Annotated in this window: 7 protein-coding genes; 3 read left to right on the top strand and 4 right to left on the bottom strand. The window is 53.5% G+C overall.

Translation table 11 applies throughout. The features are described from left to right. Positions 1-345 precede the first annotated feature (345 nt). Positions 346-2,103, bottom strand: a complete 1,758-nt coding sequence (locus JWF83_RS02345; RefSeq protein WP_413648350.1) for a sulfite reductase subunit alpha — start codon at positions 2,101-2,103, stop codon at positions 346-348. A 187-nt stretch (positions 2,104-2,290) separates the two neighbouring features. After that, positions 2,291-7,822, bottom strand: a complete 5,532-nt coding sequence (locus tag JWF83_RS02340) for a glutamate synthase-related protein (RefSeq protein WP_413648348.1) — start codon at positions 7,820-7,822, stop codon at positions 2,291-2,293. Positions 7,823-8,728: 906 nt separating this feature from the next. On the opposite strand from JWF83_RS02340, the gene arcB reads away from it, so the two are divergent. The 3 genes from arcB to mtgA all read left to right on the top strand — a co-directional run bounded on the left by arcB (position 8,729) and on the right by mtgA (position 12,587). Further along, on the top strand, positions 8,729-11,077 hold the full coding sequence (gene arcB / locus JWF83_RS02335) for an aerobic respiration two-component sensor histidine kinase ArcB (RefSeq protein WP_413648347.1): 2,349 nt from the start codon (positions 8,729-8,731) through the stop codon (positions 11,075-11,077). Positions 11,078-11,478: 401 nt separating this feature from the next. Further along, complete coding sequence (locus JWF83_RS02330) at positions 11,479-11,865, top strand: hypothetical protein (RefSeq protein WP_413648345.1); 387 nt, start codon at positions 11,479-11,481, stop codon at positions 11,863-11,865. Beyond that, a complete protein-coding gene (gene mtgA, locus JWF83_RS02325; protein WP_413648344.1) occupies positions 11,862-12,587 on the top strand; it encodes a monofunctional biosynthetic peptidoglycan transglycosylase in 726 nt (241 codons plus the stop codon). Before JWF83_RS02330 ends, mtgA begins: the two co-directional genes overlap by 4 nt. Positions 12,588-12,867: 280 nt before the next feature. Here mtgA and npr read toward each other — a convergent pair whose 3' ends face one another. Both npr and rapZ read right to left on the bottom strand, forming a co-directional pair. Then, positions 12,868-13,140, bottom strand: a complete 273-nt coding sequence (gene npr, locus JWF83_RS02320) for a PTS phosphocarrier protein NPr (protein WP_413648342.1) — start codon at positions 13,138-13,140, stop codon at positions 12,868-12,870. Further along, the gene (gene rapZ / locus JWF83_RS02315; protein ID WP_413648341.1) at positions 13,137-13,991 is read right to left on the bottom strand and encodes an RNase adapter RapZ; all 855 of its coding nucleotides are present in this window, start codon (positions 13,989-13,991) and stop codon (positions 13,137-13,139) included. The genes npr and rapZ overlap by 4 nt, the downstream gene beginning before the upstream one ends. Between the last annotated feature and the right edge of the window lie 7 nt (positions 13,992-13,998).

Below are 13,998 nucleotides of genomic sequence, written 5' to 3'. Positions count from 1 at the left end.
CCGTGAGAAAAAATATCCCGGGAAAAAGTGTAGTGACGCCATCAATTCCTGCCAGCTGACGACGGCAGAGCAGGTGCTGGCCGCAGAGAGATTTGGCGAGATTTATATCGTCGGATTTAGCTTCAGTGCGGGGCGGGAGTGGCTAATACCGGGCAGGGATGATTGTCAGATAATTGAGTCGTTTTTACCGGCAGCGATAAAAAATGGCAGCTAAATAAAAGGCAGCCATTAATAAAAGGGAGCCATTAATAAAAGGGAGCCATTAATAAAAGGGAGCCATTAATAGAAGGGAGCCATTAATGGCTCCCCTACATGTGATGATGATGATGATAAATCAGGACAAGATCAGTAGACGTCGCGCAAATAGCGCTTCTCTTTCTTCAACTGGTCGACATACTCCGCCGCGCCTTCTTCTGACAGGCCGCCAAAGCGGGTAATTACCTGATACAACGCCCGGTCGACATCTTTGGCCATCCGGGATGCATCGCCGCATACATAGAAGTAAGCACCTTCCTGCAGCCAGGCATAAAGTTCAGCGCCCTGCTCCAGCATGCGGGTCTGCACATAGATCTTCTCTTCCTGATCGCGTGAAAACGCCAGGTCGAGGCGGGTGAGCAGACCAGTTTGTTGCCATGCCGTCAGCTCATCCTGATAGATGTAATCATGCTGCTGGTGCTGATCGCCAAAGAACAGCCAGTTCTTGCCTTTGGCATCGCATGCCTGACGCTCCTGCAAGAATGCGCGGAACGGAGCGATGCCGGTGCCCGGACCGACCATGATCAGCGGCGCATCGCTATTTGCCGGAACGCGGAACGCCTTATTGGGCGAAATAAAGATCGCCGGCTTTTCACCACGTCCAACACGTTCCGCAAGGTACGTTGAGCAGACGCCATTACGTGCGCGTCCGGCGCTGTGATAGCGTACGGAGGCAATGGTCAGATGCACCTGATTCGGATGTGCTTTCTGGCTGGAGGAGATTGAGTAGGCGCGGTGCTGTAATGGACGTAACAACGCAACAAACTCAGTTACGCTCAGTGAGCGGGTCAGCTCCAGCTGCAGCAGGTCAAGGGTGTCTTTGCCCCACAGCCAGATACCCATGGTATCTTTGTCGTCGTGCTGCAGGATATGACGCAATTCCTGGTTGGTGGTGTTCTGTCCGACCCATTCAATCAATTTACGTGATGGCTCTGAAATTTCAAACTGATAGGTCAGCAGGTCGCCTAAGCTTCTGTCGAAGCCAGGAACCGGCGTCTCATAGTCTGACTTCAGCTGCGTCAGCAGTAATTTGACCAGGGTTGGATCATTCACCGGGATCACGCCGAGTGCGTCACCCGCTTCGTATTTGAGCCCGCTATCGGTCAAATCAAATTCAAAATGACGAATATCCTTCGCCGAATCCTCAGCGGAAAGGCGCTTATTGGTGATTAACGCTGCCGCATACGGGTTCTGTTTGTTGCTGCCTGGGATCACCGGCGCTTCCGGCAGGTTATCCAGAGCGGCGCCGCTGCTACCGGCGCTGGCGGCAAACATCGGCATTGAACTCGCGATCCACTGATTGGATGGCTCTTCAAAGTCGATATCACAGTCAATACGATCGGTTACCCGGCTGGCGCCGAGCTGCTCAAGACGCATATCAAAGAATTTACCCGCCTGGCAGAACCCGTCATAGCCGGTGTCGCCAATCGCCAGTACGGCAAAGTGCATCTGCTCCAGACGCGGCGCGGTGCTGGCGGAAAGCGCCTGCCAGAATAGCTGGGCGTTATCCGGCATTTCGCCTTCACCATAGGTGGAGGTGACGATCAGGACATGACGCATGGTGGCGAACACTTCAATATCCACTTCGCCCAGACCCTGAACCACAGGCACCAGGCCTTTGGCACGTGCCGCTTTGGCGGCACTTTGTGCTAAGGCTTCAGCATTACCGGTTTGTGAACCAAACAGGATATGCAGCTGAGTGGTGGCAGCTGCCGCCGAACCGGCGGCAATCTGCTGCTTGTCTTCCAGTACCAGCAGGCGCGAATGTAGCCCGGCGAGGAAACCCGCCAGCCAATATTTCTGCTCACCATTAAATGGTGCATCTTCAGGAATATAAGGAATTTTCATGGGTTTTCTGTACTCAATCCCGTTTAAGCATGTTCAGTAAATATTCAATTATACCCGTCATACTTCAGGCGGCGGATGCGCTGGCGGCAAGCGCTTACCCCGGTCAGATAGCTATCTGTGCTGCCGGGGATCCGCAGTTTACCACCTTGCTGCCAGCCGAATTACTCCGGGTATTACAGGCTGGCAATCAGGAGAGTTTGCCGACCGCTGCCGCCAGTTCTGGCAGTGCGGCACGGGCAAACAGTTCCTCAAAGTCAGGCAGTCGTCCCAGAACCTGTCTGTTGCGTGCATCCTGATAAATTATCCAGCCATAAGTGGCCAGACTGTCCATTGAACGAATGTTACGTTGCGTCAGTGCTGCCTTGTAATCTGACATGCGTTTAGCGGCAATCAGGCAAGAAAGCTCTTCATCACTATAGTTTTCAATCGCAGCACGGGCATGACGCTGCAACTTACTGATTAACGAGAAATCTTCCGTCATCAACAGATTACGGACGGCTTTCTCCATCGCGGCATCTTCCACTGCCGTGCCTTTCGGCAGCCGTGAAAGCGCCAGCTGTTGCGCTGAACTGAGTACGGTATAGTTATTCAGCAACACGAACATTTCTGGTGTATCGGTTGCCCCATAAGCAGGTACCGCGCCATTGGCAATGGTATGCCCGTCACGCCAGGCATTTTTGAATTTCGTCACCTGATGGCTGGCCAGCGCAGTGGACAGCTCTTCCAGCAGATCCTTACGGGTTTTTGCTTTCAGGATTTCCGCGCTATCCTGGTAGAGCAGTAAGGAGCGCGGCATCACGTAGACAAAATTCTGGCACTCGGTTTCCCAGTGCTCCAGCAGCCAGGCTGCACGCACTGACCGGGTGGCTTCCAGATGCCAGTTAAGCATCGTCAGTACCGCCGCCTTGTGCACTCTTGCCATCTCATCATCTTCGGCAATTGAGCCAAACAGTACCGAGTCACCGGCGGCATGGCCCGCTAAGGCACCATACGGGTCGTACTGGTAGGCGAAACCGCCGCTCATACCATTACCAAATCCTTTACCGAAGGTACCCAGGTTAAGGATGGCGCCGTTAGTCATATATTCGCAGCAGAAATCACCGACCCCTTCGACCACCGCAGTGGCGCCGGAGTTACGTACCGCAAAGCGATCTCCCGCCTGGCCCTGCACAAACAGACGTCCGCCGGTGGCGCCAAACAGAGCAAAGTTACCAATCAGTACGTTACCGTCAGTATCCTGTGAACCACCGCCAGGCGATCTGACGACAATTTCGCCGCCGCATTGCCCTTTACCGACACCGTCATTACAGGTACCGCTGTGCTCCAGCCGCATCCCGTCATTGCAGAATACCCCGAACGACTGGCCAGCAGAGCCAGAGGTGGTAATATTGACTGTACCCGGAGCCAGATAACGGCGTCCACGATCATCACGCAGGGCCGCCGGAATCTTCTTCAGCTGCGCATCATCCAGCTGGTGATTGAGCATGCGCTCAATATCGATAGATAACTGGCCAGCGACGCTTTTGTTGCGGTTATTCAGCGTAATACCGTTGCCCAGATTGATTTCTGTGGCGCCTTCGGCAACCAGTTCCGCATTCAGCTGTTCTAACCAGCGGTCATCCAGCCCGAAATCTTTTTCCAGATAGACCGGATGGGCGATTTTCTGCTCCGGAACCACTGTCAGCATGGCGCGCAGATCGAGTCTGCCAACTTCACGCGGGTGCTCCATCAGGTGCAGTAAGTCAGAACGGCCACGCGCTTCACGCAGAGAACGCAGACCAAGTCTGGCCAGCATTTCGCGTACTTCATGTGCCACGTTGATAAAGTACTGCGCCAGCTGACGCGGGTCGCCATCAAATGCTTCTGCATTGGTGGTCAGACCGGCAGGGCATTTAACGTTACAGTTTTTCGCCATTACACACTTCAGCATCATCAATGCGGTGGTTCCGAACTCAAAACTGTCGCCGCCAAGCAGCGCCGATTTCATTACGTCGCTACCGGTTTGCTGTGCGCCGGAGCAACGTAAGATCACTTTCTCACGCAGGCCATTGGCACATAACGCCTGATGAACTTCGGCGATACCGATTTCCGCCACACGTCCGGTGTATTTCAGACTGGTTACCGAAGCCGCACCGGTACCACCGGTGTTACCGGCTACGTTAATCACATCTGCGCCGGCTTTCGCCACGCCGACGGCGATAGTGCCGATACCTTCTGATGACACCAGTTTTACAATAACGCGCACACGTGCCGCTTTGCAGTCATGGATCAGCTGCGCCAAATCTTCGATTGAATAGGTATCGTGGTGCGGAGGAGGGGAAACCAGCTCCACCCCAGGCGTACCGCCACGGGCCGCCGCGATTTCTACCGTTACTTTTGCCGACGGCAACTGACCGCCTTCACCTGGTTTTGCACCCTGGCCAATCTTGATCTCAAGCTCTTCCAGCATCGGGTCGGCGAGATAAGCCGCCCAGACGCCGAAGCGGCCGGAAGCCAGCTGCTTGATGCGCGATGCGCGGATAGTCCCGTGACGGGAGTAGTGTTCGCCACCTTCACCACAGTTACTCATACCGCCAACCATATTGGTGCCATGCGCCACCGCTTCGTGAGCCGGGGCTACCAGGGCGCCGTGACTCATGGCGCCCGAAGCAAAGGTGCGGGTGATTTCACTGGCTGGTTGCACTTCGCTTAACGGCAACGAAGGTGAGGTGGTGAAAATCAGTGACAGATAGTTAGCCGCTTTGCCGTGCGCGGTGAGCTGCAATGCGCCCGCCACGATTTCACAGCGCTCAATTTCACTGCTGAAGCGGTTTTTCAGGGCGGTAGCCAGTGCGGCCAGACGTTCGCTTTCCGGTTTCAGTCCGTCAATCGCGTCAGTCAGGCGCAGGGTGAATTGGCCGGCGCGCTCTTCGCTGGTTTCGCAAACCAGTCCGCGAATCGCAAAACCATTGTTAATTAACGCATAGCGTCCCAGTTTACGTGAGAACTCCGCGATGCTATCGACGTGGGTCAGGTCCGCCGGGAAGGCGAGAATATCACGCAGCGCCGCCGGACGACGTTTACGCTCTTCATGCATTAAGCTGGAGAACTGACGGTAATCCGGCGTAATGGTAAAGGCATCAATAACCTCGTTCGGAATACGTTCGAAGCTGCTGTCTTTAAATGATTTTGCTTTGATATTAAAGGCATTATCCAGCTTCGCCAGCGTTAGCAGACGAATAAACTGATCTTCTTCGCGCGGTTTATCGGCAAAGCGGATCGGTTGCTCGGTCATATCGATAAAGGTCCGCACCGCAATCGTACCGTACGAGTGACCGGCGCCTTCAGCACGTTCTTTAAACAGACCGAGCAGCGGAACTTCGGATTCGCCCTGAATCTTTAATGCGCTCTGATGCCAGTCCACCGCCATCTGGGCGATATTGGCAAAGCCTGCTCCGCCGACCGGTGTTCTGATATTCGGGAAATATTTGTGCAGCACCGGATCGGTGGTATCGAGGAAGTTCGGCTCAAAAAATTCGCCGCAACTGTAGCTCTCGACAGTACACAGGCCTACTTTGCCCATGGTTTTCATCAGTGCTTTTTCCGCCGCTTTGGCATAGCGTTTAAACGCCTTGTTGCCTTCCTCGCCTTCGCCATATTTCTCTTCGGCACGCATCTGCACACCCAGCGGGTAGATTGCGGAGGCGCCAAAGCCGAGAGCAGCGGCAATGTGGTGCGATGAAATACTCTGGCCGCTCTCAACCACCAGCGAGACGTCAAGACGCAGACCTTCCTGCACCAGGCGCTGGTTAATGGCGGAAACGACCAGCAGCATTGGCATTGCGGCACGGGTAGAGGAGACATGGCGATCGGTAATAACCGCGATTCCCCCTTGCTGACGGGCAAAGTCGACCACCTGCTGTGCCAGATCATCGATAGCGTTTTCCAGCGCTTGCGCATTGTTAGCACGGCTTTGCGCATCGCTGCCGATCACTGGCTGATAAAGCATTTCAAAACGTGCATAGGGGGCAACGTTCTGCTCGCGTAGCTGCAGCATATCCAGATGGGTCAGGATTGGGGTTGGCACAATAATCTGCCGTCCCTTACTCCGTCCCAGATGCGGTTTGGCCCCGAGGGCAACGCGCAGCGTCATGCCGTCAACTTCACGAATGGAGTCTAATGGCGGGTTAGTGACCTGGGCAAAGCGTTGTGAGAAGTAGTGCGCCATTCCCCCTTCATGATCGGATAATCCATTGATCGCGTTGCCATAGCCCATGGCTGAAATTTTTTCAGCACCGGTGTTTAGCATCGGATCCATCATGAATTTGAAGCTTTCCTGATTGAAGTAGTAAGCCACAAAACGCTGATAGGTCTTCAGATCGCCGCTATAACGCAGTGGCGAACCCTGTTCTTCCGCAGGAATGACCGGCAGATCTTTTAATGTAACGCGCGATTGCGCCAGCAGCGTCGGGTAATCCTGTTCAGCCGCCAGTTTCTCCAGCGCCTCGACGGTGGTGTAGCTGCGTTTGGCGCCGTGATCGTAATAGAGCATGCCGCCCGCTTCGATACGTCCGCGTCTTAATACACTCTCCGGCGGGAAGGCGATCTGACCGGCTTCTGACATGGCGCCGATATACTCCGCCGTTTCCACTGAGCGCAACGGGCGCAGGCCGAGACGGTCGAGACGTGCGCCGATAATTTCGCCATTCCCGAAGATCAGTGCCGCCGGGCCATCATTCTTCTCTTCATATAAGGAGAAGTATTCGAGCATCGCGCGAACATTCGGCGATAAGGAGTCATCATTTTCCCAGGCGGGTGGCATCATCGACACTACCGCGGTGATCAGATCCAGATCGTCTTCCATCAGACGGCTATGGATGCTCTGATCGAGGCGCGAACTGTCGGACTGGCCTTTGGGACGCACAATTTTCTTGCCACGCGCCAACGCCAGGGCCGCTTCAGCAATACGGTTTTTGCGGTCGGTATTCAGCTCGCCGTTATGCGCCATCAGACGGAACGGTTGCGCCATCGTGGTGTGCGGATCGGTGTTGGTAGAAAAACGGGTATGGAAAAACAGACCGCGCACCTGGTGATCCGGATCGGTCAGATCCTGGAAATAAGGGATCACTTCATTGGAGTTCAGGCGTGCTTTAAATACCTGCGTCCGCGAGGAGAGAGAAAGCGGATACAGCCCGCCAAATTCACTCTCGGTAAAGGCACGAGACTCGATATCAAGCAGTGCGCGGTAGATACGTTTTTCAAACTCGCTCTGATCGGCGATATCCTGCGGGGCAGTGAACACCCACTGGACAATCGGTAACTGGAATTGGACGGCTGCCGGACGCAGAATGCTGGCATCCAGTGGCATTTCACGTTTTAACAGGGTGGTAAGGCCGTAAGAAGCCAGGATGTCTTCTACCAGACGCTCTGCATTGGCGCGCAGTTCGATATCTTTCGGCACAAAGAAGTTGCCGACACCAAAGCGACCCGACTCCAGCGGCTGACCGGTAATTTTGCGGAAGAAGTGCAACGAGAGATCAACGTTGACCCCGGCTCCGTCGCCCACGCCTTCGGCTGACATGCCCCCGCGATGAGGTACGGTGCAAAGGGCGCTGTGCGCCATCTGCAGTATCTCATGGGTCTGCTCGCCGTCCTTACGGGTGAGGAAACCCACGCCACAGCTATCACTTTCATCTGCTGGATCATACAAGCCATAGGGATATGGGTTTGAATTGGACATCGAGGGCCTCCTTAATTACTGCTGTGACATTACCACGTTGTTTCAGGCACAGAGCGCAGCTGAGTAGACTCCCGGGCTCTGTATCATTTGTTTAACCGCTAACCAGCGGACGCCGTTACTCCGAGCATTTCACCTAAAGACATTATAAAAGTCAGTCAATGGGGCTGCTCTCTATTTCCGGGTCTCATAAGTAGAGATAACTTGCATCATGCGGGAGTCTTCTTGCTGCATAGATATGCCGAGACACTGGCCCGTTAGGAAAGCTTCCAGCGGATTTCCAACTTATCGGGAAAGCGTACAGAGGTCAAATACGGTTCTTACTTATGCTTTTTCAGGCTTTATTGCAGTTATCTACATGTAATATATCAATTTGTTGCCAAATTTTATCCGGATCGGGGGGCATATGGCTGCCAGTGAAATGTGAACTGACTCACTATAGTGCAGTGAGCAAATACCTGCACCATGCTGGTGCTGACTTCAATTATAGCATTATCTGCTGATAAACCCCGCAAAATCGCAGGATGAGACTGTTTTTAAACTGAACGGATATTTGAATCAAATAGCGGCTCATCATTAGTAAAATTAATCATGCTAAACATGATTAAAACATCGCTAAAGATGAATGGTTATTCGTTTTGATACGGGGAGGCCAGATGACAGAACAAGGTCATCACATTGAAAAGCAGTAGTTACGGACAATTGCCCATTTACCGAGGCGGCCCAACAGATTATGCGGTTGCAAAAATTAGTCAATACCTTTTCTGTGGTAAATGCGTTAAACCACGCCGGCTGCGGCTTTCGCACTATTCTGGTGCAAGTTTGCCATGGTATTCGCCGGTGCGGCGTCGCCGCGTTCAGGGTGAAAGTACGATATGATGATGCGTATCGACCAGGAAGGAAGCTGTTATGAAGCAAATTCGGTTATTAGCGCAGTATTACGTTGATTTGATGGTCAAACTGGGACTGGTACGCTTTTCGCTATTGCTGGCCTCAGCGCTGGTGGTACTGGCGATGGTGGTGCAGATGGCGGTGACCATGTTGCTGCGTGGCCACGTGGAAAGTATCGATATGGTGCGCTCAGTATTCTTTGGTCTGTTGATCACCCCCTGGGCGGTCTATTTCCTCTCGGTGGTGGTCGAGCAGCTGGAAGAGTCGCGACAGCGTCTGGCCCGGCTGGTGGATAAGCTGGAGGAGATGCGTCATCGCGATCTCGAACTCAATCAGCAGATGCAGGGCAATATCACCCAACTTAACCAGGAGATCGCCGACCGTATCAAAGCGGAGGAGGCGCGCCTGCAGGTGATGGCCAAGCTGAAGGAAGAGATGGCGCGGCGTGAACAGGCGCAAATCGAGCTGGAGCAACAGTCTTCATTTCTGCGCTCTTTCCTTGATGCTTCCCCGGATCTGGTGTTCTACCGCAATATCGATCAACAGTTTTCCGGCTGTAACCGCGCGATGGAGCTGCTTACCGGCAAAAGTGAAAAGCAGCTGATTGGCCTGACGCCGAAGGATGTTTATGACGACGAGGCGGCGACCAAGGTGCTGGAGACGGACGAGAAAGTGTTCCGCCATAACGTGTCGCTGACCTATGAACAGTGGCTGGAATATCCGGATGGTCGCAAAGCCTGTTTTGAAATTCGTAAAGTGCCCTATTACGACCGCGTGGGTAAACGTAGCGGACTGATGGGGTTCGGGCGCGATATTACCGAGCGTAAACGCTATCAGGACGCGTTAGAGAACGCCAGCAGGGAAAAGACTACATTTATCTCTACCATCAGCCACGAGCTGCGTACGCCGCTTAACGGCATTGTTGGTCTGAGCCGTATCCTGCTTGATACCGATCTGAATCCGGAACAGCTGAAGTATCTGAAAACCATTCATGTGTCGGCGATCACGCTCGGCAATATTTTTAATGATGTGATTGAGATGGATAAAATTGAGCGTCGCAAAGTGCAGCTTGATAATCAGCCGCTCGATTTTACCAGTTTTATCGCCGATCTTGAGAACCTCTCCGGGCTGCTGGTACAGCCGAAGGGGCTGAAGTTTATCCTGCGGCCGGAACAGCCGCTGCCGCATAAAATTATTGCGGACGGCACGCGTCTGCGGCAGATCCTGTGGAATTTAATTGGCAATGCGGTGAAGTTCACGCAGCAGGGCGAGATTGTGGTACGCGTCAAATACCAGCCGCAGGGCGAGCGGCTGCGCTTTGAAGTGCAGGACTCCGGTATGGGGATCCCGCAGGACGAGCAGGACAAAATCTTCGCCATGTATTACCAGGTAAAAGATCAGCACGGCGGTAAACCGGCGACCGGTACCGGTATCGGCCTGGCGGTGTCGCGCCGGCTGGCGCAGAACATGGGCGGCGATATTACCGTGCAGAGCGCGCCGGGGCAGGGGTCCTGTTTTACCGTTGAGATTAATGCGCCACAGATCGCCGAAGCGCCAGAGGACGATCGCTCTGAAGACGAAATGCCGCTTCCCGCGCTGCATGTGTTGCTGGTGGAAGATATTGAACTGAATGTGGTGGTCGCGCGTTCAGTGCTGGAGAAGCTGGGCAATAGTGTGGAAGTGGCAATGACCGGCGGCGCGGCGCTGGAGATGTTCGATCCCGACGAGTTTGATCTGGTCCTGCTGGATATCCAGCTGCCGGATATGACCGGGCTGGATGTCGCGCGTGCTATTCATCAGCGCTTTGCCAACCGGCGCCTGCCACCGCTGGTCGCGTTGACCGCCAATGTGCTGAAAGATAAACGTGAGTATCTTGATGCCGGAATGGATGATGTTCTCAGCAAGCCGCTGGCAGTACCAGCGCTTACTGCCATGATTAAGAAATACTGGGACTGGCAGGAAAGTGACGACAGCGACGAAAGTGAGGAGAACATAGCGGTGGATGAGAAAAAACTGGCATTACTCGATGTGCCAATGCTTGAGCAATATATCGAACTGGTAGGACCGTCATTAATTCATCAAAGCCTGGCGATGTTTGAACAGATGATGCCGGGTTACCTGGCGGTGCTCGACTCCAATATGATGGCGCGCGATCAGAAAGGCATAGCGGAAGAGGGGCATAAAATTAAGGGGGCAGCCGGATCGGTAGGGTTACAGCACCTGCAACTGCTGGCGAAACAGATTCAGAGCCCGGAATTACCGGCATGGTGGGACAACGTGCAGGAATGGATTGATGAGCTGAAACAGGAGTGGCGGCATGATGTGGCGGTGCTGCGCGAATGGGTTCAGGATGCCGAAAAAAAATGACCCCGACCGAGGCCGGGGTGCGCGAATACTGCGCCAACACCAGGGAAAATGGGACCTGCGCTATTCTCATTCGAATTTAGGCGTGCACAGGCTCGGTATTGGTTAAAACGCTCAGAGACACCTTAGCAAATCCAGCAAAAGTTGTTACAAGATTCATTAAAATGTGTGATGTGGAGCAGCGTTTCCACACAGAAAACATTAATTTGCCAACACAGTCAAGAAAGGAATCAATTTGCACGCTATGTTGGCGTAATTTTGATCGATTGTGGTGTTTTTTCCGGCCGTAAAATTGACGAGTCGATCCTGAGCCAGGTGGTGGCCGGGCGCGCCGGGATGGGGCAATTTACTTTGTTGAGTTAAGGTTATAACCTACTGTAATAAATCATATTATCGGTAAAAATATGGCGAAGTTGCGCAGCGTTTTAGAGGATTCATTGCCAATTATCACAGCAAACATTTTAGCAGCCGATCAAGCTGACTCCGTTCAGCTAAACAGACTCATCGTACCAGGGTGCTTTGAGGCGGACAAAAAGCTCAGTCGCTTCGCTGTAGCGGATAAAAAGTGCGATAATGTTGCAACTTTGCAAAAACTTACCGATGAAATTTATAAGCAGGGCAAACCAATTGGCTTTGTCTGGGGTATGGCGGCACTGATTTTTCGGCGCTGCGCGGTTCAGCCTGAGGTTATTCCTGGAACCGATTCTATGGGTGCTGAACCGATTGAAGCGGTGGGCGGTATACCGCATTTCTGCACGGTTAACGAGATGGCAGTGGATATGATTGCATGAGAATAAACAAAGGGAAGCTATTACAGCAGCTGAAATTCTGGTCTCTGCGTGTGGTATCCGGCGTGCTGGGCTTGTGGGTCGCCGGTATTGTACTGTTTGCCTTTCTGCCAGTACCTTTTTCGGCGGTGATGGTTGAACGTCAGCTCGGTGCGTGGCTGCAGGGTGATTTCGCTTATGTTGCTCACTCTGACTGGGTGGCGATGGATGATATTTCTCCGGCGATGCCGCTGGCGGTAATGGCCGCTGAGGATCAGAAGTTTCCGACCCACTGGGGGTTTGATATGGACGCGATTGCCTCGGCGCTGGATCATAACGAGCGTTCCGGGCGCATCCGTGGTGCTTCTACCCTGTCGCAGCAGACGGCGAAAAATATGTTTCTCTGGGATGGCCGCAGCTGGTTGCGCAAAGGTCTGGAAGCCGGGTTAACGCTGGGTATTGAGGTCGTATGGACCAAGCGGCGTGTGCTGACGGTTTATCTGAACATTGCGGAATTTGGTGAGGGGGTGTTTGGGGTGGAAGCCGCCGCGCAGCGCTATTTTCATAAACCTGCCAGCAAGCTGACGCAGTCAGAAGCGGCATTGCTGGCGGCAGTGCTGCCGAACCCGCTGCGTTTTAACGCCGCTGCGCCGTCAGGCTATGTGCGGCAGCGGCAGCAATGGATTATGCGCCAGATGCACCAGCTGGGCGGCGAAGAATTTTTACGCGAGCATAAACTGAATTGATATGGTCGGCGGCCCCGTAGGGGAGGCATTTATGCCTCCCGTCTCAATGATTTGCACCGGCCATCATGAAGGCATTTATGCCTCCCGTCTCAATGATTTGCACCGGCCATCATGAAGGCATTTATGCCTCCCGTCTCAATGATTTGCACCGGCCATCATGAAGGCATTTATGCCTCCCGTCTTAATGATTTGCACCGGCCATGATGGAGGCATTTATGCCTCCCGTCTCAATGATTTGCACCGGCCATCATGGAGGCATTTATGCCGCGCGGACGCAGGTTTAATCCTCGTCAAAACCAGCATTAAACAACTCGATAACCGCCATCAGGGCCTTCTCTTCATCGGGTCCGCTGGCTTCAATTTCAATATGCCCGCCTTTTGCTGAATCCAGCATCAGCAACGCTATCACGCTGCTGGCTTCCGCTTCGGTACCGGCTTCGTTACGCAGCAAAACCTCGGCGTCGAAACTTTGTACCAATTCAAACAACTTCATCGCCGGGCGCGCGTGCATGCCCAGCCGGTTTTGAATTTCCACAGTTTGCTTTACGGTCATGATTTACGTTTTTCCAGCGTGCGATGGCGAGACTGAACATTTTTACCACGTGAACGGAAATAATCTGCCAGCTGCTCCGCAATGTAGACTGAACGGTGTTTGCCACCGGTACAGCCAATTGCCACCGTCAGGTAGCTGCGGTTATTGGTTTCCAGCATCGGCAGCCAGAGCTCAAGGTAACTGCGGGTTTGATAGATAAAGTTATGCACTTCGGTATGGCGATCGAGAAACGCCGCTACCGGGCGATCTAGACCGGTCATTGGACGCAGTTTCGGATCCCAGTGCGGGTTCGGCAAAAAGCGTACGTCGAACACATAGTCGGCATCAATCGGAATACCGTGTTTAAAGCCGAAGGATTCGAACACCATGGTCAGCTCACGTTCGCGTTTACCCAGCAGTCGCGTGCGCAGCATCTCAGCCAGTTCGTGCACTGACATCTCTGAGGTGTCGATAATCAGATCGGCACGCGAGCGTAACGGCTCCAGCAGATCGCTCTCTTCATCAATGGCGCTCTCCAGCGACAAATTTTTACTGGAGAGCGGGTGAAGACGTCGCGTATCGCTGTAACGCCGGATCAGGGTGTTACGATCGGCATCAAGAAACAGTAGCTGCGGCGAAAAGCTGTCAGGGAGACTGTTCAGCGCCTTCTCAAAAACCTCAGGCGATTCCGGCATGTTACGTACATCGATGCTGACCGCCGCAGATATGTTGCGATCGGCCAGTGAGTTCGCTAATTCAGGCAGTAACACTACCGGCAGGTTATCGACACAGTAAAAACCCATGTCCTCCAGTGCGCGCAGTGCAACCGATTTGCCTGAACCAGAACGACCGCTGACGATCATCAGCACCATTAAATAT

Origin of the sequence: Pantoea sp. B65 (assembly GCF_047308185.1) — a bacterium.
In the GTDB taxonomy this organism is placed as follows: Bacteria; Pseudomonadota; Gammaproteobacteria; order Enterobacterales; family Enterobacteriaceae; genus Erwinia.
The sequence above is the reverse complement of the archived record's forward strand: the minus strand, read 5'-3'. Positions and strand labels throughout refer to the sequence as shown.